The 22,125-nt window shown below is 72.4% G+C and carries 19 protein-coding genes; 8 read left to right on the top strand and 11 right to left on the bottom strand.

Going from position 1 to position 22,125, the window contains the following annotated elements; all coding sequences use genetic code 11:
- Positions 1-1,873: 1,873 nt before the first annotated feature.
- Positions 1,874-2,632 carry a TNT domain-containing protein gene (locus AWQ70_RS23475; RefSeq protein ID WP_157530277.1) on the top strand — a complete coding sequence of 253 codons (759 nt, stop codon included), beginning with the start codon at positions 1,874-1,876 and terminating at the stop codon, positions 2,630-2,632.
- A 97-nt stretch (positions 2,633-2,729) separates the two neighbouring features.
- Here AWQ70_RS23475 and AWQ70_RS23470 read toward each other — a convergent pair whose 3' ends face one another.
- The 3 genes from AWQ70_RS23470 to AWQ70_RS23460 form a co-directional block, all read right to left on the bottom strand.
- Entirely contained in the window at positions 2,730-3,290 is a 561-nt protein-coding gene (locus tag AWQ70_RS23470) for a P-loop nucleotide/nucleoside kinase family protein (protein WP_067179603.1), read from the bottom strand.
- 82 nt (positions 3,291-3,372) lie between these two features.
- Entirely contained in the window at positions 3,373-5,139 is a 1,767-nt protein-coding gene (locus AWQ70_RS23465) for an LCP family protein (RefSeq protein ID WP_157530275.1), read from the bottom strand.
- 584 nt (positions 5,140-5,723) lie between these two features.
- Entirely contained in the window at positions 5,724-6,911 is a 1,188-nt protein-coding gene (locus AWQ70_RS23460; RefSeq protein ID WP_067179601.1) for a neutral zinc metallopeptidase, read from the bottom strand.
- A 543-nt stretch (positions 6,912-7,454) separates the two neighbouring features.
- Here AWQ70_RS23460 and AWQ70_RS23455 point away from each other — a divergent pair.
- Both AWQ70_RS23455 and folP read left to right on the top strand, forming a co-directional pair.
- Positions 7,455-8,324, top strand: coding sequence for a LysR family transcriptional regulator (locus AWQ70_RS23455; protein ID WP_067179599.1), 870 nt, complete (start codon positions 7,455-7,457; stop codon positions 8,322-8,324).
- Between the two features lie 126 nt (positions 8,325-8,450).
- Positions 8,451-9,284, top strand: coding sequence for a dihydropteroate synthase (gene folP, locus AWQ70_RS23450; protein ID WP_067179596.1), 834 nt, complete (start codon positions 8,451-8,453; stop codon positions 9,282-9,284).
- 220 nt (positions 9,285-9,504) lie between these two features.
- On the opposite strand, the gene AWQ70_RS23445 is transcribed toward folP, so the two are convergent.
- The 5 genes from AWQ70_RS23445 to AWQ70_RS23425 all read right to left on the bottom strand — a co-directional run bounded on the left by AWQ70_RS23445 (position 9,505) and on the right by AWQ70_RS23425 (position 14,545).
- Positions 9,505-11,016, bottom strand: a complete 1,512-nt coding sequence (locus tag AWQ70_RS23445; protein WP_067179594.1) for a pyridoxal phosphate-dependent decarboxylase family protein — start codon at positions 11,014-11,016, stop codon at positions 9,505-9,507.
- A 43-nt stretch (positions 11,017-11,059) separates the two neighbouring features.
- A complete protein-coding gene (locus AWQ70_RS23440; protein ID WP_067179591.1) occupies positions 11,060-11,743 on the bottom strand; it encodes a TetR/AcrR family transcriptional regulator in 684 nt (227 codons plus the stop codon).
- A gap of 28 nt (positions 11,744-11,771) precedes the next feature.
- Positions 11,772-12,287: a copper chaperone PCu(A)C gene (locus tag AWQ70_RS23435; protein WP_067179589.1), complete on the bottom strand. Its 516-nt coding sequence runs from the start codon at positions 12,285-12,287 to the stop codon at positions 11,772-11,774.
- 133 nt (positions 12,288-12,420) lie between these two features.
- Positions 12,421-13,881 (bottom strand): sensor histidine kinase, encoded by a 1,461-nt coding sequence (locus AWQ70_RS23430; protein WP_084517692.1) that lies wholly within the window; start codon positions 13,879-13,881, stop codon positions 12,421-12,423.
- The gene (locus tag AWQ70_RS23425; RefSeq protein ID WP_066949397.1) at positions 13,871-14,545 is read right to left on the bottom strand and encodes a response regulator transcription factor; all 675 of its coding nucleotides are present in this window, start codon (positions 14,543-14,545) and stop codon (positions 13,871-13,873) included. Before AWQ70_RS23425 ends, AWQ70_RS23430 begins: the two co-directional genes overlap by 11 nt.
- A gap of 177 nt (positions 14,546-14,722) precedes the next feature.
- Between AWQ70_RS23425 and AWQ70_RS23420 the strand changes: the two genes are divergently transcribed.
- The 4 genes from AWQ70_RS23420 to AWQ70_RS23405 all read left to right on the top strand — a co-directional run bounded on the left by AWQ70_RS23420 (position 14,723) and on the right by AWQ70_RS23405 (position 18,378).
- Positions 14,723-15,880, top strand: a complete 1,158-nt coding sequence (locus tag AWQ70_RS23420; RefSeq protein WP_067179587.1) for a LolA family protein — start codon at positions 14,723-14,725, stop codon at positions 15,878-15,880.
- A 22-nt stretch (positions 15,881-15,902) separates the two neighbouring features.
- A complete protein-coding gene (locus AWQ70_RS23415; protein WP_084517689.1) occupies positions 15,903-16,949 on the top strand; it encodes an ABC transporter ATP-binding protein in 1,047 nt (348 codons plus the stop codon).
- The gene (locus tag AWQ70_RS23410; RefSeq protein WP_067179584.1) at positions 16,936-17,802 is read left to right on the top strand and encodes an ABC transporter permease; all 867 of its coding nucleotides are present in this window, start codon (positions 16,936-16,938) and stop codon (positions 17,800-17,802) included. Before AWQ70_RS23415 ends, AWQ70_RS23410 begins: the two co-directional genes overlap by 14 nt.
- 108 nt (positions 17,803-17,910) lie before the next feature.
- Positions 17,911-18,378 (top strand): hypothetical protein, encoded by a 468-nt coding sequence (locus AWQ70_RS23405; protein WP_067179661.1) that lies wholly within the window; start codon positions 17,911-17,913, stop codon positions 18,376-18,378.
- 49 nt (positions 18,379-18,427) lie between these two features.
- Here the strand turns inward: AWQ70_RS23405 and AWQ70_RS23400 are convergent, their stop codons facing one another.
- The 3 genes from AWQ70_RS23400 to AWQ70_RS23390 are packed head-to-tail and all read right to left on the bottom strand — an operon-like array spanning position 18,428 to position 20,805.
- Positions 18,428-19,180 carry an ABC transporter ATP-binding protein gene (locus tag AWQ70_RS23400; RefSeq protein WP_067179581.1) on the bottom strand — a complete coding sequence of 251 codons (753 nt, stop codon included), beginning with the start codon at positions 19,178-19,180 and terminating at the stop codon, positions 18,428-18,430.
- A gap of 5 nt (positions 19,181-19,185) precedes the next feature.
- A complete protein-coding gene (locus AWQ70_RS23395) occupies positions 19,186-19,971 on the bottom strand; it encodes an ABC transporter permease (RefSeq protein WP_067179579.1) in 786 nt (261 codons plus the stop codon).
- A 6-nt stretch (positions 19,972-19,977) separates the two neighbouring features.
- Positions 19,978-20,805, bottom strand: coding sequence for an ABC transporter permease (locus AWQ70_RS23390; protein WP_245647114.1), 828 nt, complete (start codon positions 20,803-20,805; stop codon positions 19,978-19,980).
- A gap of 294 nt (positions 20,806-21,099) precedes the next feature.
- On the opposite strand from AWQ70_RS23390, the gene AWQ70_RS23385 reads away from it, so the two are divergent.
- On the top strand, positions 21,100-22,083 hold the full coding sequence (locus AWQ70_RS23385; protein ID WP_157530273.1) for an alpha/beta hydrolase: 984 nt from the start codon (positions 21,100-21,102) through the stop codon (positions 22,081-22,083).
- Positions 22,084-22,125 lie beyond the last annotated feature (42 nt).

Genomic DNA, 22,125 nt, shown 5'->3' with positions numbered 1-22,125 from the left:
AGCCGATCCCGCGCGTACAGCAGGTCCTCCGCCTCCGCCAGACACACCCCCGCCTCCTCCGGCACCACGGCTACCGCAAGCGCGGAGGCGGCCTGCCGCACCTGAGCGACCAACGGCCACGACACCCCACCCGCATCCACATCCGGGGAAGCACCACCACCGGCACCGGACGCCTCCCGGCCGGCGGAAGAGCCCTCACAGACGGGAGCGTCACGGTCAGGGGAAGCACCACCGCTGGCGGCGGACACGTCACCGCCCACGGAAGCGCCACGGTCGGGGGGAGCGCCACCACCGGCGGCGGACGCGTCATAGCCAGCGGGAGCGTCACCACCAGTGGAAGAGGTGCGGCCAGGGGCTGCCCGGTCGGCGGAAGCACTACCGGGCACGGAAGCATCGGCGTCGGCCGACGCGCCACGGTCGGTGGAAGTGCCACCGATTACGGAACTATCACGGTCGGCGGGAGCGTCACCGCCCACGGACGCGCCACGGCCGGAGGCTCCCCGGCGGGTGGAAGCGTCTGCAGGGCTTGAAGCAGGCGAGCCAGAAGCTGCTGAGCCTGATGTGGTCCGTCGCGAAGTGGCCGAGCCTGAAGTGGCGCAATCCGATGCGGCCGAGTTGGAAGCAAGCGAGCCTGATGTGGTCCGTCGCGACGTGGCCGGGCTCGAAGCAGCACAGTTGGATGTGGCCGAATCTGAAGCGGCCGAAGGGCGACGGGGCTGCGTCGCATTTGAGGGAATCAGGTCGTCTGGTCCGAGATGACCGGTTACGTCTCGCCGGAAACGCGCGAGGGCCGTGATTGAGGAAAGTACGGAATCTCGCTCTGAGTGGTCGCTTTTGTCTGTGCGGGGGAGAAAGTCCTCAAAGGTGAATATGGCGCGCGTCTGGGAGCTCTCCGCTGCCTGTGGAGTGTTGGGGGTGGTGACGCGGGCCCACCTGTCGGCGTCGCAGGGGCGGGGCTCGTCGCCGTCGTGTGAGTCCCCAGAAAAGAAGTCGGCGGGCCCGAAGAGCCGAGTCATGTCCACCCCCGATCTCGATTAGAACACCTGTATGAATGATGACAGAAGTATGGGCGCTAATCAAGTCGAATTCGTAAAGAATTTCGAGGAGAATATCGATATTATATATCGTGAAATATCGGGCAAGTTGGTCGCCCATATGTGCTCCGCAGGATTTTGCGGCATGTGGCATGCCATCCGGGCGCTCGCCATCGAGTATGTGGGGTTGCCCAAGACGCAGCGCGTTACGCAATCCGTGTGGTGTGTGAACGCGTGAAGTCGCCCCTGATGCGACTCCCGGTTCGTGGCATGTGAACCCGTCGTGTGATGCGGGCCAGGAATGCAGCGTGCGTGAGGTCGTCCCTAGGGTGCGGCCGGATGCAGCCGCGTGGCGTGAACCCAGGGATTTGGTGCGTGGGGCGGCGGCGTGGTGCGACTGGGCTGGATTTTTGGTGTCGATTGCCGGATTTCGGCGTCTTGATCGAGAGAAATCCGGAGAGTCGTCGCTATGGGAGGAAAAGGTCTCTCGGAGGCGTTCCGGAGCGTGCGTGATTCGACTCTTGGTGAGAGTGGAATTTGTCTAGATTAATCCCTGCCAATCGCCTTCGGTGTCGCGTTCATTTTTGTCGGTCCAATGATTCCCTTGTGATCGTCCTGATTCTTGCGCGGGTACACACGGTCCCGTCGCTTCAATGGCGATCTTCCGGAGTGAGAACGGCTGGCACCGCGAACAAACCGGCGCGGTGACCGTCTGGAAATTCGCCGTCCGGAAGGTCCGGAAGACGCGTACGCGCGTTTTCGGTCGCGGTCCCGGTGGATTCGCGAATTGGAGCCGACATGTCCGGTGAAGGTCCACGCGAGTCCTTTCAGGAGAATCCGTGCAAGGTCTTTCTCGACGAGCTCCGCTGGTCGCGGCGCTCGCCATGGCCGCGGCGGCACTTATGGGCGTTCCGGCCCAGGCGCACGCCACCGCTTCGGTCACGGGCACCCGGTCGCCCGCGCTGCCGCGCCCGGAGACGACCCCCACCCCCGAGCCCGGGGTCACGCAGGCGCCGAGCACCGCCGCGCAGGTCTGCGGCCCGCCGTACGTCCAGGGGAATCCGAACCTCGGCCCGCTGTACCTCCCACGCAATGGGTGGCTGGGCAGGATCCTGAGGGGTTACATGCCTCTCGGCGGGCTGCCGCCGATGACGTTCATCTATCGCTACTGGAACGAGTCGACCAACGGATGGCGCTATCCGCCGGACTTCGGCTTCGCCCATTCCGGGGGATACACGAACGGACGACCGCTGGCCTCTCCGGAGGCTCTTCCCGTGGGGAGGAAACTCGACAGGTTCGGCGGAGAGGGCGGATCCTTCCTCGCGCCGTACGGCACGCCGTATGGCCGGCGGGCCCTTCCGCCGAGCAATCTCAACACGTTCTTGGGTGATCCCGAGCACTTGTGCAATTACCACGCCTACGAGGTGGTCAAGGCGTTCACGGTGGAGGCCGGGCCGGCCGCCTCGGCGTTCCAGCAACAGGGGGTCGGCAGGCAGTACCACCTGCTGAGCAAGTACATCCCGGAGGCGCCGCAGTCTCCCGCCGAGCTGCCGGTGAGCTGGCTGGTCGCCAACGGCTACCTCAAGCGGCTGAACTGATCGTCGTCGCCGCGTCGCCGCCCTCCTCCGGCCCCCAGCGGTCGGAGGAGGGCGACTCCGTCGTCCCGGCGAGCGCGTACGGAGCGATTGTGTGCCGTCAGGGGAGCGCCCGTCGGAGCTGCTCCTCGATCGACGGCGCGCCCAGGCGGTTGTCCACCTCGATGTACGGCACGGCGGGCGGCTCGTCCACGCGGACGGCCCGCAGGTACTCCTCGAATCGTTCGAGCTTGCGGCCGTCCCTGTGCAGTCCGCGTTCGGCCAGCCGGGCCCGGAGGGTCGGGCCGTCGGAGCGGACCCACACGAGACGGACCGGAGGCCCGCCCAGCCCGGCGGCCCACCGGCGCCACAGATCGGCGTCGTGCACCTGCGAGGTGAACGGCCCGCTGAGCATCACCGGGCACCCGTGCGAGCGGATCTCGTACGCGGTCGCGGTCAGGCCGTCGTATTCGTGCCGCTTGACGTGCCGGTCGTACCAGGGCCCCTCACGCTCGTCGCGCGGCCTGCCGTGCGCGGCGAGCGTGGCCTCGACGAAGGCCCCGTAGACCGTGTCCTTGTCCAGGAGGGCGGGCACGGGCTCCAGCAGGCGCAGAAGCGCCGAGCAGACCGTCGACTTGCCCGCCCCGGGAGGGCCGGACACGATCCAGACGGGCGGGTTCATCCCTCCATCATGGTTCATGTCCGGTGTGCCGGATCGTGTGCTTCCTGGACGTGCCGCGTCCGGGACCCGGACGCGGCACGTCTCAGAACCCGCAGAGCTCGGAGAGCGACTTTGCGGCCTTGTCGTTGGGCGTCGGGGTTACGGTGTGCGCCGGCCTGCTCGCCGACACGCCCACCGAGGGGCTGGCCGAGGTGCTCGCGCTCGGCGAACCGGTGGCCGAGGCGCTTCCGGTGGGGGCGCCGGTTCCAGCCCCGGTCCCGGTGCCGCTCGGGCTCGCGGTGACGCCCGCGGCCGAGGTGCGGCTGTCCGCCACGGACTCGCGGATGGCCTTCAGGGTCAGCCTGCGGATCTTGGCCCAGTCCGGGTTGCCGGTGTAGATGACCGGTGGCACGAACTGCAGGCTGGTGATCTTGGCGTCCTTCACCTTCAGACCGAGCGGGACGAGGTGCTCCAGGAGGTCACGCGGGATGTCGGTGCGGAACATGTGCCGTGCGGCGGCGGCGATCTTGTTGAAGTTCGCGAGCACGGTGGCCGGGCTGGCCTGCTGGGCGAGCGCGCCGATCACGCAGCGCTGGCGGGCCATCCGGGAGAAGTCGTCGCTGTCCACCCGCGAGCGGCCGTACCAGAGGGCCTCCTCGCCGCTCAGCTTCCGGTAGCCGGCCTTGATGGTGCCGGCGGTGCCGTAGTGGCCGCCCCACTTGACGTCCTGCTCGACCCGGATCTTGATCCCGCCGATGGCGTCGACCAGCCGGGCGAAGCCGAACATGTCGACCATCGCGTAGTAGTCGATGTGCAGGCCGAGCGTGTAGCCGATCGCGTCTTTCAGGGCCTGGGCGCCCCGGTTCTTGCCGCCCATGAGCTGCGGGTTGTTGTCGGCGTAGTACCAGACCGCGTTCAGTAGGCCCTGCCCCTCGGCGTTGAAGCCGTTGGGGAACTGCTTGTGCATCGGGCTGCTCGGCGGGAACCGCACGTACTGCAGATTGCGCGGCAGGCTGAAGAGCACGGTGGCGCCGGTGGCGAGGTTGACGCTCGCCACGTTCATGGAGTCGGTGCGCACCCCCTCACGATTGCCGGCGGCGTCCGCGCCGATGAGGAGGAAGTTCACCCGCTTGCGCCCGTTCCAGGGGTCCTCCGCCCGGATCGGGGACGGGCTCGGCCCACCGGGCTGCGGCACGAAGACGTTGTCCAGCAGATCGCCGGCGGTCCTGACGTAGCTCGCGGTCAGCGCGAACGGGGACATCACCGAGACGCACAGCACACCGACGACGATGCCGGAGACGATCTGCCCCTTGCGGGGCAGCCGGTCCGGGCGGAGCGCCATGTACGACATCGCGATCAGTGCGAACCAGGCGAGCGCGCCCGCGCCGGCCCCGATCATGACGGTGGTCAGCGTGCTCGACCGGACGGCCGCGCCGGCGTTGTCCAGGAACTGCAGGCCGTAGACCACCGCCGCGACCAGGAGCGCGCCGAAGACGGCCAGCAGGATGAACCCGGTGCGGCGCTTGCCCGCCCGCAGGTGGGCGGCGCCGGGGACGAGGGCCGACAGCGCGGTCCAGCCGACCAGGGACGCGGTCGTGACGGGCTTGCCGTACCGGGGGCCCGCTCCCTTGCCCGCCCGGGGGGCGCCCTGCGGTGCGCCGGTCGCGTGCCGGGATTGCTCCCCCTCGCGACGCGGGCCGTTGCCGTCGCCCTGCGGGGCCTGCCCCTCCCGCTGCCCGGGACGGCCGTCCCGCCGCGGGGGCCGGCCGTCGCGCCCGGAGCCGCCCGGGCGCTGGGGGCCACCGGGCCCCTGCGGACCTTGCGGACCTTGGGGACGCTGGGGACCGGTCGTGCCCGGGCCCGAGGGCACGCGGCCCGCCGATCCCGGCCCCTGCTGACCGGAGCGCGGCCTACGGGCGGGCCGTCCCGCCTCGCCTCCATCGCGTCCGCCGTCACGCGCGGGCCTTCCCGGCTCACGGGCGGGCCGTCCCGCCTCGGGACCGCGCCTTCCGTCCGGAGCCGGCGCGTCCCGTCGGGGCTGGTCCCCGCCTCCGGGGTTTCCGGACCCGCGCCGGGGAGTGTCCGGGCCGCGCTCGGCGTCGCGGTTCCCGCGTTCGCCCTCCCGTTGGCCGTCCTCGGCCGGACGTCTCCGGGGACGCGGTTGTGACGGTCGTTCCTGACCGTCTCCGGCCTCGTCCATGGCGTCCCCACGGCGCATGGTGAACCGCTCCCGTCTCGTCGGCAAATGCCCGGTGTACGAAGTTGCAGGAATTGACGACGGATTCTAGCCCCATATCCCGACAAGGCTGACAGATGCCAAATAAGGGGCCATGAAGGGTCATACGACTGCCGTCTGGAGTGGGGTGACCACCGATTCGCCGGGTCCGCCCGATCGCGGGCGGCGGTCTCGTGCCGGCCCCGGCGGAGCGGCCGATGGTCACCCCGTATGGGGACTCAGGAGACCGAGGACGCGCCGACCGCCCAGGTGTTGCATTGGTAGGCCTTCTGACGCATGTAGCCCTGCCGGAACCAGCCGTAGTTGCTGGCCGTGCTGCCGTGGTCGCGCGGCCCGCCCGGCGGGTCGCCCAGGTGGTTGTACGCCCACAGCAGGGAGTCCCGCCGGGACGTGTCGATCGGATAGGTGGCCGCCACCGACCGCATGAACATGCCGGCGAAGCAGGTCGCCTGCAGTTCGTGCCTACGCGTCAGGGCCAGCTGGGCGCTCTTGGACGAGGTGTCGAGATAGCGCTTCCACCACTCGTCCGAGATGCCGGTGATGTTCTGGATGTGGTGGCCGTACTCGTGGCCCATCATGCTGATGATGTAGCCGTGCCAGTTCCCCAGCGAGCCGTACTCCTTCACCATGGCCGAGGTCGAGGCGTAGATCGTGCTGTTGCGCGGGCAGTAGTACGGGACGTTGCTCCCGGGGGACGGGTAGTCGCCGCAGGCACCGCGCCCCTTACGCGCCGCGATCATGTAGCCCGGAGGCTCCCAGGTGATCCCCACGCGGGCCAGCGCCGGGCCCCAGGCCTTCCCCATGCACTGCGAGGTCTTCATGATCAACGCCTTGAACTGGGCGTGGTTGTGGATGCTCGCGTTCCCCGCCGGGCACCTCGTCGCCGGCAGGGCTCCGGCGAGGTACAGGCTGTTGGCCTTCAGGCTCCGGTTGACCGCCGGCCGGGACGTCGGTCGCGACGTCGGAGCCGACGTCGGCCGCGTCGTGGGCTCCCCGGTCGGCTCCGAGGTGGGCCGCGTCGTGGGCTGCGTCGTGGGCCGTGTCGTGGGCCGGGAGGTCGGCGGCGAGGTCGGCTCGTCGTGCGGCGGCGGCGAGTAGGTGTAGGTCGGCAGCGCGATCGGCGTGGTCGAGTCGTGGCTCCCCGAGCCCCTGATCAGCGCGGCCCCCACGACCAGCACGACGAAGGCGAGCGCCATCACGCCGAGCACCCCGCCGACGATCGCTCCCGCGCCGGACTTCTTCTTCGGGGGCCGGCCCGGCGGCGTGTAGCGGGGCGGGCCGTACGGACCGGCCGGCCGCTGGTGCCCCGGCGGGTACGGCGGCTGCGGCTGGGGAGCCCAACCCTGGGGGCCGTACGGCCCGCCCCCGGGAGGTCCGGGAGGCGGGGGCGGCGCCCCGTTCGGCATGCCCGGAGGCATCCCCTGCGGCATCCCGTTCGGGCCGACGGGAGGCGCCCCCCGCGGTGGGCCGTACGGCGGAGCCGCCGGCGTCCCGGGCGGTGCGTACGGCGGCCCTTGCGGAGGTGGAGGAGCTTGCGGTCCTCCGTACGGCGGCCCCTGCGGAGGCGGAGGAGCCTGCGGCCCTCCGTACGGCGGCCCCTGCGGAGGCGGGGGAGCCTGGGGGCCTCCGTGCGACGGCGCGGGCGGCGGCGGCGGATAGCCGGCCCCGCCCGGACCCTGCGGCGGATACGGCGGTGCGGGGTACGGCGTGCCGGGAGGCGGCGGGGGAGGGAACCCCGAGGGCTGCCCCTGGTACGGGTTCCCGCCCTGCGGCGGCGGTGGAGGGTACTGCGTCGCCAAGTTTTGCCCCCTTGTCGTGATTTCGGGCAAAACATTACTGATTTAACAAGTGTCACGGATGTCGCAGTGAATGGGAGCGCAGGGTAATCACCCGAGGTGATCTCCGCGATGTTCCGGAACAGCCGGGCCTTCCTGCCCTAGCTTTTTGCCATGAATCTGCAGCAGCTCCGTTATGTGGTCGCGACTGCGGAGCATCGCACCATGACCGACGCGGCCCGGTCTCTCTACATCGCGCAACCCGCACTGTCCCGCGCGATCCGGGATCTGGAACGCGAGCTGGGCATGACCCTCTTCGCCCGCTCGGGGCGCGGCGTCGTGGTGACCACCCAGGGGCGCCGCGTGGTCAAGCTCGCCCGTGAGGCGCTCGAGGCCGTCCACGAGATCGAGATGCTGGCGGTGGGCGCGCAGGCGGCCGGGGCGGAGCTGCGCATCGCCTCCACGCCCAGCCTCGAACCGGGGCTCGCCGGGCGGTTACTCCCCGCGTACGCGGCGGAGCACCCCGGCATCCGCGTGCAGATCGTGCGCTGCGACGGGCGCGACAGCGTGGTCAGCGCGGTGCGCGAACAGCGCGCCGACCTCGGCCTGACCGACCTGCCCGTGCCGACCGACCTGGTCACCCATCCCGTCGAGCGGCAGGAGATCGTGCTGATCTCGCCGCCCGGAGCGGGCCTGCCCGAGCCCGTCCCGCTGGCCAGGCTGAACGGCATGCGCCTGGTGCTGCCCACCCCGGGAACCCCCCGGCGCAGGGAGGTGGACAACATCTTCACGACGTACGGCGTGCGGCCGGTGGTCGCGGTCGAGTCCGACGACAGGGCCGGCTGGCTCGGCGTGGTGAAGGACACGGGCGCGCACCTGCTCTGGTACCGCGCGATGGCGGAGCAGGCGGCGCGGACGGGGCTGGAGGTGCGCGCGCTGAGCCCGGCGCTGAAGAAGGTGATCGCGGTGGTGCACGCACGGCGGCGGCTCCCGCCCATGGCGCAGGATTTCGTCGCCATCGCCGAGGGCGGCTCCGCCGCGTAGCTTTGGAGCGCTCCAACGCCGATCGCGCGGCCGGGTTCCGGCCGCGGACGGCCCTCGCGGCGGCCGCGCCGCACGGGAGCACCGGCTTTGATCGTGTTTTCAGGTGGCGGAGGTACTCTGGCCGGGATGTCTACTCTGCGCCTTCGCGGCCGGGCCTTCGAGCCCGGGGACCACGCCATCATGGCAGTGGTCAACCGCACGCCCGACTCCTTCTTCGACAGGGGGGCGACCTTCGGGTTCGGCGCCGCGCTCGACGCGGTCGCCCGGGCGATCGACGGGGGAGCCGACATCGTGGACATCGGCGGCGTCAAGGCCGGGCCGGGTGACGAGGTCGATCCGGTGGAGGAGATCCGCCGGGTGGCCGACCTTGTCGCCGAGGTCCGGGCCCGCCATCCCGAAGTGATCATCAGCGTGGACACCTGGCGGTCCGAGGTGGGCGAGGTCGTCGCCGAGGCCGGGGCCGACCTCCTCAACGACACCTGGGGCGGGGTCGATCCCGCCCTCGCGGGGGTCGCCGCCCGGCACGGCATCGGGCTCGTCTGCGCGCACGCCGGGCGCGTCGAGCCGCGGACCCGCCCCCATCGCATCGCGTACGAGGACGTGGTGGCCGACGTGATCGGCTACACGACGGCGCTGGCGGAGCGGGCGGTCGCGGCGGGCGTGCGGAGGGACGCCGTGCTGATCGACCCGGCGCACGACTTCGGCAAGAACACCTGGCACTCGCTGGAGGTCAGCCGCCGCCTCGACGAGATGGCGGCCACCGGCTGGCCGGTCCTGGTGGCCGTGTCCAACAAGGACTTCGTCGGAGAGGCCCTCGGCGGCCTTCCGGTGGAGGAGCGCCACGCGGGCACGCTCGCCACGCTCGCGGTCTCCGCACTTCAGGGGGCGCGCGTCTTCCGCGTCCACGACGCCGCCGCGGCCCGCGCCACCCTCGACGTCGTCGAGCGGCTGCGCGGCTGACGCGTCCGCGTCCCGGCGCTCCGCCGTCCAGCGTCGGCCACCGGCGCCCCGGTTTCCGCGGCGGTCCCGGCCGTACCAGAAGGCCGGACGGCCCGGATCGGAAGTCGCGACCCGGGCCGGGAACCGGCGCTCCGGTTTCGGCGGCGGTCCCGGCCGTACGGGACGGCCAGGACGGCCCGGATCGGAAGTCGCGACCCGGGCCGGGAACCGGTGATCCGGGTCAGGAGTAGATGCCGGACAGGAACCGCACCAGGACCGTCTCGCGCACCGCGGCGGGCAGCGCGTCCAGGACGGCGTTCACGACGGCCATCTCCTTCGGGCCGCCGCCGTCGAGAGAGATGCCGACCGAGGCGGCCAGCTCGGTGAAGGTGGCGTCGTCGAGCGCCTCCAGGTCCACCGAGGCGATGAGCTCCGGCAGGCCGTCCGGCACCACGGCGGGCCCCGCCTTCCTGGCGGCCTCCGCCGACTCCGCGATCACCTCCAGCATCGCCTCGACGCCGTGCAGGGTGACGCCGGTGACGGTGATGTGCAGGTTCGCCGGGATCCCGGCGTACGAGAGCTGCGGCTGGAGGAACCACCCGCGCCTGCGCGCCTCGTCGGCCAGCACGAACACGTCGATCGCGCCGTCCGTCCCGCCGGGGCCGTCCTGCTCGGCCGCGATGGCGACGAGCGACGACTCGGGACGGCCGAGCACCCGCAACCCCGGGATCGCCGCCACACCCTCGACCAGCCTCCGCGTCGCCTCCAGGGTCGTACGGCCCAGCTCCAGATAGCCGTCGCGGCCGAGGGACTGGAGCGTGGCCCACGCCCCTCCGAGCGGGCCGGCCGAGCGCGAGCTCTGCACCGTCGCGTTGATGATCGTGTATCCGGGCCAGGCGGCGGACGCGAAATAGGCGCGGCGGCGCAGGGCGGCGTCCTTGAACAGCAGGACGGAGGCGCCCTTCGGGGCGTAGCCGAACTTGTGCAGGTCGCACGAGAGCGACGTGACACCGGGCACGCTCAGGTCGAACGCCGGGATCTCCGCGCCCGCCTCGCGCAACCACGGCAGCAGCCACCCGCCCACGCAGGCGTCCACGTGGCAGGGGACGCCCCTCGACGACGCGAGCGCGGCGACCTCCGCCACCGGGTCGACCACGCCCTGTGGGTAGGACGGCGCGGAGACCACGACGAGGACGGTCCGGTCGCCGATCGCCGCCTCGACCGCCGGGACGGAGACGCGGAACGTCACCGGGTCCACCGGGACGGGCACGACCTCGACCCCGAGATAGTGGGCGGCCTTGTGGAACGCGGGGTGCGCGGTCACCGGGAGCACCATCTGCGGACCCCGCGCGCCGTTTTCCCCGGTCTCCCCCGCCGCGTCTCCCGGCGCGCCGCTCCCGGAGCGCCCGGCCGCGCGCCAGTGGTCGCGGGCCGCCTTCACCGCCAGCATGATCGACTCGGTGCCGCCGCTGGTGAAGATCCCGGGGGTGCCCCCGTCGCCGCCGAGCAGGCCCGCGACCGCGCCGACCACCTGCCTCTCCAGCGCGATCATGCTGGGGAACGCGGTCGGGTCGAGCATGTTGACCTCGAGCATCTCCGCGTACGCCCGGTGCGCCGCATCGTGGATCTCGGGGCGGCCGGTGTCGTACACGTACGCGGTGACCTTGCCGCCGCGGACGGGCAGGTCGCCGGCCTTCAGCTCGGCCAGCTCGGCGAGCAGCTCGTGGACCGGCCGGCCGTACTCGGGAAGCATCGGGATCTCCTTGGGGGCGCGGAGGACGGAGGGATCTCCGATGCTAGAGAAGGAACTCGGCGGGCGGCTCCCCGGGGAGACAGAGTTGGCGGTGCCACAGGCGGTGCATGTGGCGGCGGAACCGGCGCAGCGTCTCCACGTCGGAGGCCCGGCGCGGCTCGCCCTCGGCCCCCACCATGCCGCCGGTCAGGAAGCCGTGCGCGCACCACATCACGGTCCAGACCGAGAACTCGACGTCGACCTCCACGCCGATGTCGTTCCGGTCGAGCCACTCGCGCAGCGGTCCGCCGACCATGACCATGATGGGCTGGATGTACCGCCGTTCGAAATCGGTCACGTCGGCCGCGTCGGAGAGCCAGCGATGCATCCACAGCGCCAGGTTGTCCGGGCTCTCCAGGCAGAAGTCGAGGTATCGCGCCAGGAGCCGGTGCACGCACCCGGTCGCGTGGAATTCCTGTACGGACTTCTCCAGCATGGCGACGTGCCGCCGCAGGGCTCGGTCGAGCACGGCGAGGTAGAGGTCGCGCTTCGCGCCCGCGACCTCGGTGAGCGTGGCCACGTCGACGCCCACCGCGTCGGCGATCTCCCGTGCGGAGGTTCCGTCGTACCCGAGGGCGGCGAACAGGCGGGTCGCGGCGAGGAGCGCGCGCTCGCCGAGATCGGAGGCCGTGCGGCCGGCCCCCTCGCCTTCCGGCCCGTTATGGGCCGAACTGCCCTGGTACGTCATGAATCGGGACTACCCCGGGCGACCGGTGTCAACCCGAGGGCGACGGGCTCGGGAGGGTGGAGGCGACCGAGGCCATCTGCACCGGGACGTCGCGCACCGTCACCTCTCCGGCGCGCTTGAACCGCATCCGCAGGGTGACGTACTCGCCGACCTTGAGCGGCCGCACCAGGTCGTGCAGGGTCACGGTGTACGGGCCGGTGCCGACCCAGACGAGCTGGAGCACGGGCACGGGGATCTCGGGCTTGGACATGGACACGGTCTTGGCCACGCCCTGGGCGCTGACCTGGACCAGGCTGTCGTCCGTCTTCCCGGCGTTGATGAGGGAGAAGTAGACGGGGACGGAGGCGCCCGCCGGGTCCTGCGCGGTGGGCGCCGGGCCGACGATCGACACGTTCCTGATCTTCATCTCGCCGATCTGCGTGTTGCCGCCCTCGGTCGTCGGGTAGTACTCGGGCGGCACCGGCTCGGTGCCGCAACCGGCGCCGGACAGGACCAGGACCGCCGCCGCGGCGACGCACAGCAGCCGCGCGCCAAGGCACGTCATGGGCCACACCTCCCCGCACTGTACGTGGCGACCCGGACACACAACGTATATGTCGTCGCCGGGCGCGGCCCGTGCGGCCCGCCTCCAAGGCGGAGGCTTTACCCCGGCTCGCGTCCCGGACCGGGGGCGACGCCTACCGGGACGTCTCGGGGGCCGCGAGGGGCAGCCGCACGACGGCGCGCAGGCCCGGCGCGGCGTCCTCCAGGTGGACGGTGCCCCCGTGGGCGCGCACGGTGTCGCGGACGATCGCCAGGCCGAGCCCGGCGCCGCCCTCGTCCCGGCTGCGCGCGCTGTCCAGCCGCGTGAACCGGTCGAAGACCCGTTCCCGGTCCTCCGCCGGGATCCCGGGGCCGTCGTCGGTCACGGTCAGGACCGCGACACCCGCTCCCGCGACCCCGGCCGTGCCCCTGCCGCGCGCCGTTCCGGAACCGGGAAGGGGAGATCCGGCGCCGGGCGGCTCCGCGCGCAGCGCGACGACCACCGTGGACGCGGCGTGCCGCACCGCGTTGGCCACCAGGTTCGTCAGCACCCGGCCGAGGTCGAGGGCGTCGCCGTCCACGGTGACGCCGGGGGCGATGTCGCCGGTGACGCCGTGCCGTTCGACCGCCCGCTCGGCCAGCGCGGCGAGGTCGACCGGCTCGCGGCGGGCGGTGCGCCCCTCGTCGAGGCGGGCCAGCGCCAGCAGGTCCTCGGCCAGCCGGGACAGCCGCATCGTGTCCTCGAGCACGCCCTCGGCGGTCTCCCGCCAGTCCTGCCCCTCCGGGTGGCTGAGCGCGACCTCGAGTTGCAGCCGGATGCTGGCCAGCGGGCTGCGCAGCTCGTGCGACGCGTCGGAGATGAGCGCGCGCTGCCGGGCGTCGGCCGCCTCCAGCCGGGCCAGCATGTCGTTCAGCGTCGTGGCGAGGGAGTGCACCTCGTCCCGCGACTCGGGCACCGGAAGCCGCCTGGCCCGCGCCGTCCCGCTGATCTCGGCCGCGCCCCTGCGCAGCAGCGCGATCGGCCGCAGCGTCCTGCCGATGACCAGCCACGACGCCGCCGCGAGCAGGACCAGCAGCAGCGGCGTCCCGACGATCAGCACGTGACCGGTGGCCGTCAGGCTGCCCTGGACCTCCGTGAACGACCGCGCCGCGATGACGGTGCGCCCGGCGTCGGCGCTGAGCACCCGCGCCCGCAGCGGGCCGGGGATCCCGTACGGCCTGCCGTCCAGGAACACGGGACGGCCCGAGCGCAGGGCCCGCTCCCGCCGGTCCGCGCCGAGCAGCGGGACCAGGCGGTCGGTGCCCGGGGTCGCGTTGACGATCCGCCCGGAGGCGTCGAGCACCTGGACGATCGTGTTGTCCGTCGTGACGATCCGGTCGCCGAGCCGTCCGGCGTCGGCCAGCGCGACCACCTCGCGGGCGCGCTGGTACACCTCGTCGTCGATCGTGCCGGCCAGCGCCCTGCCGAGGACGCCGACGAACACGTACGCGGAGGCCGCCAGGGCGAGGGCCAGGACCGCCGAGGCGGTCGCGGTCAGCCGGAACCGCAGGCTCCTGCGCCGCCACCATCCGGCCGGGCCGCTTCCGGGCCTGCGACGGGGAGGCTCAGCCTCCATCGCTGACCAGCCGGTATCCGGCGCCGCGCACCGTCTGGAGCGCGTTCCGCCCGAACGGCGTGTCGATCTTGCGGCGGAGGTAGCCGACGTACACCTCGACCACGTTGGGGTCGGTGTCGTAGGTGTCCCACACGTGTTCGAGGATCTCGGACTTCGAGACCACCTCGTCGTGCCGTCGCATCAGGAACTCCAGCAGCGAGAACTCGCGGGGCGTCAGCTCGACGGGCGTCTCCCCGCGCGCGACCAGGCGGCGGGCGGGATCGAGGGACAGGTCTCCGGCCCGCAGCACGGCGGGCCGCCGGGTGCCGCCGCGCCGCAGCAGCGCCCGCAGCCGGGCCACCAGCACCACGTACGAGAACGGCTTCGCGAGGTAGTCGTCGGCGCCGAGGTCGAGCCCGTCGGCCATGTCGTACTCGCCGTCCTTGGCCGACAACATCAGGATCGGCACCCAGTTCTCCTCGGCGCGCAGCCGCTTGCACACGTTGTAGCCGGACAGCTTGGGCAGCATGATGTCGAGCACCACGACGTCGTACTCGCCCGTGCGGGCGCAGTGCAGGCCGTCCTCGCCGTCGTGGGCGAGATCGACCGCGAACCCCTCCGCCTGCAGGCCCCTCTTCAGGGCCGCCGCCATCCTTCGTTCGTCTTCGACCACCAGCACCCGCATTGCCCCATCTTGGCGGGTTTCTCCTGAGATCCGGCTGAGAGCCCTCTCAGGTCGTCTCAGCGTCGGCTCAGGTTCGGGCGCGCAGGCTACAGAACGTCGGACCGATCGACCGGATCCGATGACATTCGTTCCGTTTCGCGCGGGAAACCGGGTGATTCAGCACAGTGGAGGCATGACATGCGTAGTGGAACACGTGCCATGAGGTGGGGCGTGCCCGTCGCCGCCGTGGCGGTGGTCGCCGGTGTCGTGGCGGCGGGGCCGGTGATCGCGGCGGTCCAGGGGGAGCCGTCCCTTCCCCGCCGCACCGCCGCCGAGTTGCTCGCCGACGCCGCCGAGAAGTGGCAGTCGGGACGGTTGCCGCAGATGTCGGGCACCATCGTCGAGACCGCGTCCCTCGGCCTGCCCGCCCTGCCGGTCGCCGGGGGCGCGACCTCGCCGCTGGGCCTGCTGTCCGGTTCCCACCAGGCCAAGGTCTGGTACGGCGGGCCCGACCGGCTCCGCCTGATGGTGCCCGACGAGATGAACGAGAACGACCTCGTCGTGAACGGCGACCAGGTGTGGTGGTGGGACAGCGCCGCCAACACGGCCACCCGGATCAAGGGCGCGCCGGACGGGGCCGGACGGCCGGACGCCGTGCCGTACACGGGGACGGTCACTCCGCGGCAGGCGGCCGAGGAGGCGCTGCGGGCGGCGGGCACGGACACCGAGATCGCCGTCGGCGAGGACGCGACCGTCGCCGGCCGCGCCGCGTACCAGGTCGTGCTCACCCCCAAGGACGCCGGATCGCTGGTCAAGGAGGTGCGGCTGGCGTTCGACGGCGAGACCCTCGTCCCGCTGCGCGTCCAGCTCTACGCGAAGGGGACGGCGGAGCCGGCGTTCGAGGTCGGCTTCGACTCGGTGACGTTCACCCCGCCCGCGCCGGAGAACTTCGCCTTCACACCCCCGCCCGGGGCGAAGGTCGAGGAGGCCACCGCGCCGCCGATCGGGCGCGGACCCCACGGCAAGGACGGCGAGCCCGGCGCGGACGGGCACGGCGCCGCCGCGCCGCGCGTCGTCGGGGACGGCTGGGACCGGGTGGTCGTCGTGTCCCTCCCGAAGCGCTTCGAGGGTGACCTGGCCGGGGCCGCGGACCGGGCGAAGGGCGGGCGGGACGTGGAGGGCGTCGCCTCCCTCGCGAACGGCATGCTGAACGCGGCCGCCCCGGTCAGCGGGGAGTGGGGGAGCGGGCGGCTGATCCGGACGAAGCTCGTCACGGCGCTGCTCACCGACGACGGCCGGCTGCTCGCGGGCGCCGTCACCCCCGAGGTCCTGTACGCCGCGGCGGCGGCGAAGTGAGCCGGGTGCGGCGGGCGGCCCCGTGAGCGGGGCGACGAAGGCGGGGCCGTCCGGCGCGGCGGCCCCGCTCCACCCCGGCGACCATGACACCGCGTACGGGCCCGGCGTCCGTGCGGAGGGCGCCGCCGCGGGCGACGCCGGCCACGCGATCGTCACGGCCGGGCTGACCAAGCGCTTCCGCGGCGGCCACGTGGCCGTGGACGACCTGCACCTGGCCGTGCCGCGCGGATCGGTCTTCGGCTTCCTCGGGCCGAACGGGTCGGGGAAGACGACCACCATCCGGATGCTGCTCGGGCTGGTCACGCCGACGTCCGGCCGCTGTTCCGTGCTCGGCGAGCCCATGCCGGACGGCGTCTCCAGGGCGCTGCCGAGGGTCGGCGCCCTCGTCGAGGGCCCGGCCTTCTACCCGTACCTGTCGGGCGAGGCCAACCTGCTCCGCCTCGACGCGGCCGACCCCCGGTCCGACCCGCGGACGGCGGCCCGCCGCGTCGGCGCGGCGCTCGACCGGGTGGGGCTAGGAAACGCGGCGGGCAAGCGCTACCGGGCCTACTCCCTGGGGATGCGCCACCGGCTGGCGATCGCGGCCACCCTGCTCGGCCCCAGGGAGCTGCTCGTCCTCGACGAGCCGACCAACGGCCTGGACCCCCAGGGCACGAGGGAGGTACGCGCGCTGATCAAGGAGGTGGCCGCGGACGGCACGACGGTGTTCGTCTCCTCCCACCTGCTGTCGGAGGTGGAGCAGATGTGCACCCACGCCGGTGTCATGCGCACCGGGCGGCTGGTCGCCCAGGGGCCGATCGCCGAGCTGCGCGCGGGCGTGGCCGCCTCGGTCCGGGTCGAGACGCCGGACGCGGACGTGGCGGCGGCCGTGCTCGCCGGGCTCGGCCTGACGGCCGTGAGCCGCGCGGGCGGTGTGGCCACCGCCGAGCTGGGCGACACGCCGCCCGAGCGGATCTGCGCCGCGCTCGTCGGGGACGGCGTCGCCGTCCGCGGCTTCGCCGTGGTGCGGCCCAGCCTGGAAGACGTCTACGTCCGCCTCACGGGGGAGGGTTTCGATGTCGAGTCATGAGACGCTCGCCCACGCCGCGCCGCTCCGGGCGGCCGGGCCGGCGCGCGCGGCGGCGCGGCTGCTCGCGTCCGAGACGGCGCTGACCTTCCGCAGGCCGCGGCATCTGGCCATGCTCGCGGTGCTCGCCGTCGTGCCGGTGCTGATCGGGGTGGCGGTGCGGATCGCGGGCGCGGACGGCGACGCCGGACCGATCATCGCGCGGGTCGCGGGCAACGGGCTCGTCCTCGCCTTCGCCTCGCTGTCCGCCATGCTGCCGCTGATCCTGCCGCTGGCCGTCTCGGTGGTGGCGGGGGACGCGGTGGCGGGAGAGGCGAGCCAGGGCACGCTCAGGTATCTGCTCACCGCCCCGGCCGGCCGCGGCCGGCTGCTCGCGCTCAAGTACGCGAACGTCCTGATCTTCTGCCTGGCCGCGTGCGCGCTGGTCGCGGTGTCCGCGCTGGTCGCCGGGCTGGCGCTGTTCCCGACCGGCCCGGTCACGCTGCTGTCGGGCACGACCGTGCCGTACGCCGAGGGCCTGCTGCGCGCCGGGCTGGCGGTGCTGTACGCGGCGGCGGGGATGGCGGCGCTCGGCGCGCTGGCGCTGGCGTTCTCGACGCTGACCGAGAACCCGATCGGCGCGATCGCCGCGAGCGTGGTGCTGGTGGTCGTCTCGCAGGTGCTCGCGGTGATCCCGCAGTTGTCGGCGCTCCGGCCGTTCCTGCTGGCGTCGTGGTGGAACGCGTTCGACGGCGTGCTGCGGGCGCCGATGGACACCGGGCGCATGGGCACGGGGTTGCTGGTCTTCGCGGGATACGCCGCGGTGTCCGGCGCGTTCGCCTGGGCCCGCTTCACTTCCCGCGATGTCACGTCCTGACGGCTCTCGTCGAGAGGTGTGCCTTTAGACCGGATTTGTCGCTAATGTTGCGGCCAACCGCGGGGCGCCCGCACCCCCCTCAGGGCGCTCCCACACGAGGTGGTGGTCATGCGGCACTTCTTCGGGTTGCTCCTCGGCGCGCTTCTCGCGGCCGTTCTCCTCTTCGGCGGAGGCTGGGCCGCCCAGGAACTGGTGCGCGGGGCGGTCTCCAACGTGAACCCCTCCGGGGACTCCCGGATGCTGATCGCCCTGGGCGTGGTCGCCGTCGTCGGCCTGCTGCTCGGCCTGGTGCTCGCGGGCCGGGTGTCCCCGCTCGCCGCCTTCGTCCCGTCGATCGCCCTGCTGGCCTGGACGGTCGTGTACGCGCTGGACGTCACCCGGGCGGCCGGGCTGGCCCCGACCGCGACCTCCCTGCATGAGGAGGTCGTCCAGGCGGGCCGGGGCATGGTCACCCTGCTCTCCACCGGCGTGTACGGCGCCCTGGGCGTGGCGCTGTTCCTGCCCGTGCTCATGCCGTCGCGCTGGGCCGGCCCTCCCCGGGACGAGGAGGACGAGTTCGAGGAGCAGGGGTACTGACAGGCCGTCTACTGAGAGGCCATCTACGGGCAGACGATCTGCTGACGGATCACCGCGACGGCGGGCTGTTGCGGTAGAGGTGGGCGACGACGTCCTCGATCGACGTCTCGCCCGGCACCGTGGCGCGCAGCTCGTCCACCGTCCCGTCGAAGGCCAGCCGCCCGTGGTCGATCAGCAGGACCCGGCGGCACAGCCGTTCTACGTCGCCGAGGTCGTGGGTGGTCAGCAGGACGGTCGTCCCGCGTTCGGCGTTCAGGTCGCGCAGGAACGCGCGCACCTCGGCCTTGCTGACGACGTCGAGCCCGATCGTCGGCTCGTCGAGCACCAGCACCGACGGGTCGTGCAGGAGCGCGGCGGCGATGTCGCCGCGCATGCGCTGCCCGAGGCTGAGCTGGCGGACCGGGGTCGCGAGGAAGCCGCCCAGGCCGAGCCGTTCGGTCAACTCGCCGAGCCGCTCCCGGAAACGAACGCGATCTACTTTGTACAGGAGGCGGACCAGGTCGAGGCTGTCCCGCAGCGGGAGGTCCCACCACAGGGTCGTCCGCTGGCCGAACACCACGCCGATCTCGCGGGCGACGGCCGTACGGCGCCGGGACGGGGCCAGACCGGCGACGGTGACCCGGCCCGAGGTGGGCGCGAGCACGCCGGTCAGCATCTTGATGGTGGTGGACTTGCCCGCGCCGTTCGGGCCGAGGCAGCCGACGAACTCGCCGGCCGCCACGTGGAAGGACAAGTCGCGTACGGCGTGCACGGTCGTCCGGCGGACCCGGAACGACCGGCCGAGGCGGTCTGCGTCGATCATCCGGTCTAGCTCCCTGTCGATCGGTAACGGCGGACCCCGGCGCGCCAGGCGAGCGCGGCGGCGACCGCCAGCGCCGCCGCGGCGACCGGGGAGAGGAAACGCAGCGCGTACGGCAGGCCCAGCGGGTCGGCGCGGTCCAGGACGTACAGGCCGGGCTGCCAGTTGACGAACGCCAGCGGCAGGACGTAGGTGACGCCGCGCACCAGTTCGGCGCCGTAGACGCTGAGCGGGTACTGGCCGAGCGTGGCCCCGCCGTACGTGAAGGCGTTGGCGACCTCCGAGGAGTCGGTGAGCAGGAACTGGAGCGCGCCGCCGAGGGCCCAGATCGACGCGAAGATCACGATGCCGCAGACGACCATGACGGGGATCATCCAGAGCCGCGACCCGGGCACGTCCAGCCGGGCGAGGGCGACGCCGAGCACAATCGCGGCCTGGAGCACCCGCCCCGCGCGGTGCGGGGTGAACCGGTCCGCGGTCACCTGGACGAACGTGCCGACGGGCCGGACCAACATGGCGTCGAGGGTGCCCGCCCTGATGTGCTGGCCGACCCGGTCGGCGTTGCTGAAGAGCAGGTCCGCGATCGAGAACGCCAGGCCCCCTGCGCCGTACAGGAACATGACCTCGGACACGTCGAAGCCGCCGAGCGTCGTCGTGTTGCTGAAGACGACCCAGATGACGGCGACGTCCAGCCCGGCCGTGACCGTTCCGGCGGCGGTCATCAGCGCGAACGAGGCGGGGTAGCGGGCGGCGGCCCGGGTCCACGTCCAGATGAGCAGGAGGTAGACGCGCATCAGACCTCACCCGCCATCGATGACCACCCTCCGCCGGGCGGCCCGGGTGAGGAGCGCGCCGAGGGCCAGCAGGACGGCGGCCCACAGCGCCTGGAAGCCGAGCGTCCGGGGGATGTCGGCCGTGCCGAGGTAGACGTCGGCGGGCACCTGGACCATCGCGGACCAGGGCAGGGCGCGCGCGACGGTCCCCAGCCAGCCGGGGAAGATCACCAGCGGCAACATCAGCCCGCTGAAGAACGTGGTCAGGACCAGGGACACGACCGCGAGGCCCCGGTCGTCACGGAGCCAGCAGGTGGCCAGGGCGACGATGTAGCGCCAGCCGAAGCTGATGACGACGCCGAGCGCGAAGCTCGCGGCGAACGCCGCCCACACGGCGGCCCCGTCGGGGAGGACGATCCCGAACAGCAGCGCGCCGACGACCGTCGGGGGGAGGCTGCGCGCGAGGAAGAGGTATCCGGCCCGGCCCAGGTCCTCGGACAGGGTCCAGAGGACGAGCGGCGCCGGTCGCGCCAGGTCGAGGGCGATGTCGCCGGACCGGACGCGCTGCGCGATCTCCAGGCCACCGCCGAAGACCTGCATCGGCCCGATGTACGCCTGGGTGAGGAAGCAGAAGGTCACCGCGTCCGCGATGTCGTACCCGCCGAGGCCGGGGCGGGCCCGCCACAGCGCGATCAGCACGTACGCCCGCAGGACGCCGAAGACGGTGTTGGTGAACGCTCCCGCGGCGGCCGCTCCCCAATAGGTGGCGTGCTTGCGGAAGCCGTACCGGACAAGTTGGGCATAAAGCGAAATAGAGGGCGATGAAGCGAGGAACCTCCGATGGACTGTCGGCACGAACGACGGAACTTAGCGACCAGGAGGAGCGCGCGCAACGGAATAACCGCGTGCGGGGTTCGGCTCCGTGAGCGTCTTCGCCGGACCCCGCGCCGGAGTTCGCCCGCTCCGCCGCCCAAGGGGGCGGGGCGCCGGCCCGGGAAGCCCGGAGTCCGGGCCTGATCCCCGGTTTTCTGGGCAGAGGGGTTTCGGCATATAGGGACATATAGTGGAGTTTTTCCCGGCCTGTCCGGTATCCGTCGGCAAGAGCGACCGTCAGCGGCGATGGTCCATGAGGCGGGAGTGGAGGTCAGCGTGAAGTCGGAGATCGATGTCGACATCCATCCCGGTTACCCCGTGAGCTGGCAGGCCGCCGCCTTCAACGGCCTCCTGCGCGGCACGGCGCGGCCCATCTCCGCCGTCCTCCTGCGCCACACGGCCGGAATGGCCCTGGCCAGCAGGCTGATCGGCCTCGGGCAGTGGGTGCCGGGACGGCTGCCGGCGGAGGCGTCCACCGTCCGCGCCCGCTTCAACGGCTGCTCCGGCGAGTGGGTGCGGGGCGGCCCCGGACTGGACGAGACGAAGGTGCTGCTCTACTTCCACGGTGGCGCCTATTTCATATGCTCCCCGGCCACACACCGGCCCATCACCTGGCGGCTGTCGGCCGCCACCCGGCGGCCGGTGCTCGCGCTCGACTACCGGCAGGGGCCGGTCCACTCGCTCGCCGAGTCGCTCAGCGACGCGCTCGAGGCGTACGAGGGCCTGCTCGACCGGGGGTTCACGGCCAAGGACATGCTGCTCGCCGGTGACTCGGCCGGCGGGCACCTCACGCTCGCCACGCTGCTGGCGCTGCGCGACCGGGGGCTGCCGCTGCCCGCCGCCGCCATCTGCCTGTCCCCGTGGACCGACCTGAGCGACGGCTGCCGCAGGGACAACCGGTGGCTGGACCCGATGCTGCCGGCGGGCCGGGTGGACTGGCTCGCCCGCCAGTGGACGGCCGGCCTCGACTGCCGTGACCCGCTGGTGTCGCCGGTCTACGGCGACTACACGGGGATCCCGCCGCTCATGATCGTGACCGGCTCGACCGAGATCCTGCGCAATGAGGCCCGCCGCGTCGTGCTCAGCGCGCGGGAGAACGGCGTGCCCGTGACGTACGAGGAGTGGCGCCGGATGCCGCACGTGTTCCCGATCCTGGCCGACGTCGTCCCGGAGGCGCGGATCTTCTTCCGGCACGTCGCGCGTTTCCTCCAGGCCGTCGAGGAGCGGGCCGGAGGCTCGGGCAAGACCGCCGCCGCCTGACCCGGGGGTCCTCCACCGTGCTCCGTCCACGCATCGGACGAC

The sequence above is a fragment of the Microtetraspora niveoalba genome (assembly GCF_001570405.1).
GTDB lineage: Bacteria > Actinomycetota > Actinomycetes > Streptosporangiales > Streptosporangiaceae > Microtetraspora > Microtetraspora niveoalba.
The sequence above is the reverse complement of the archived record's forward strand: the minus strand, read 5'-3'. Positions and strand labels throughout refer to the sequence as shown.

What these genes read in the sequence shown, in the direction of transcription:
- AWQ70_RS23435 (WP_067179589.1), bottom strand. Translation starts at nt 12,287, where the DNA reads ATGACGTGCCTTGGCGCGCGGCTGCTGTGCGTCGCCGCGGCGGCGGTC.
- AWQ70_RS23430 (WP_084517692.1), bottom strand. Translation starts at nt 13,881, where the DNA reads ATGGAGGCTGAGCCTCCCCGTCGCAGGCCCGGAAGCGGCCCGGCCGGA.
- AWQ70_RS23395 (WP_067179579.1), bottom strand. Translation starts at nt 19,971, where the DNA reads ATGCGCGTCTACCTCCTGCTCATCTGGACGTGGACCCGGGCCGCCGCC.
- AWQ70_RS23455 (WP_067179599.1), top strand. Translation starts at nt 7,455, where the DNA reads ATGAATCTGCAGCAGCTCCGTTATGTGGTCGCGACTGCGGAGCATCGC.
- AWQ70_RS23440 (WP_067179591.1), bottom strand. Translation starts at nt 11,743, where the DNA reads ATGACGTACCAGGGCAGTTCGGCCCATAACGGGCCGGAAGGCGAGGGG.
- AWQ70_RS23470 (WP_067179603.1), bottom strand. Translation starts at nt 3,290, where the DNA reads ATGAACCCGCCCGTCTGGATCGTGTCCGGCCCTCCCGGGGCGGGCAAG.
- AWQ70_RS23460 (WP_067179601.1), bottom strand. Translation starts at nt 6,911, where the DNA reads ATGCCGAACGGGGCGCCGCCCCCGCCTCCCGGACCTCCCGGGGGCGGG.
- AWQ70_RS23400 (WP_067179581.1), bottom strand. Translation starts at nt 19,180, where the DNA reads ATGATCGACGCAGACCGCCTCGGCCGGTCGTTCCGGGTCCGCCGGACG.
- folP (WP_067179596.1), top strand. Translation starts at nt 8,451, where the DNA reads ATGTCTACTCTGCGCCTTCGCGGCCGGGCCTTCGAGCCCGGGGACCAC.
- AWQ70_RS23425 (WP_066949397.1), bottom strand. Translation starts at nt 14,545, where the DNA reads ATGCGGGTGCTGGTGGTCGAAGACGAACGAAGGATGGCGGCGGCCCTG.
- AWQ70_RS23405 (WP_067179661.1), top strand. Translation starts at nt 17,911, where the DNA reads ATGCGGCACTTCTTCGGGTTGCTCCTCGGCGCGCTTCTCGCGGCCGTT.
- AWQ70_RS23445 (WP_067179594.1), bottom strand. Translation starts at nt 11,016, where the DNA reads ATGCTTCCCGAGTACGGCCGGCCGGTCCACGAGCTGCTCGCCGAGCTG.
- AWQ70_RS23420 (WP_067179587.1), top strand. Translation starts at nt 14,723, where the DNA reads ATGCGTAGTGGAACACGTGCCATGAGGTGGGGCGTGCCCGTCGCCGCC.
- AWQ70_RS23410 (WP_067179584.1), top strand. Translation starts at nt 16,936, where the DNA reads ATGTCGAGTCATGAGACGCTCGCCCACGCCGCGCCGCTCCGGGCGGCC.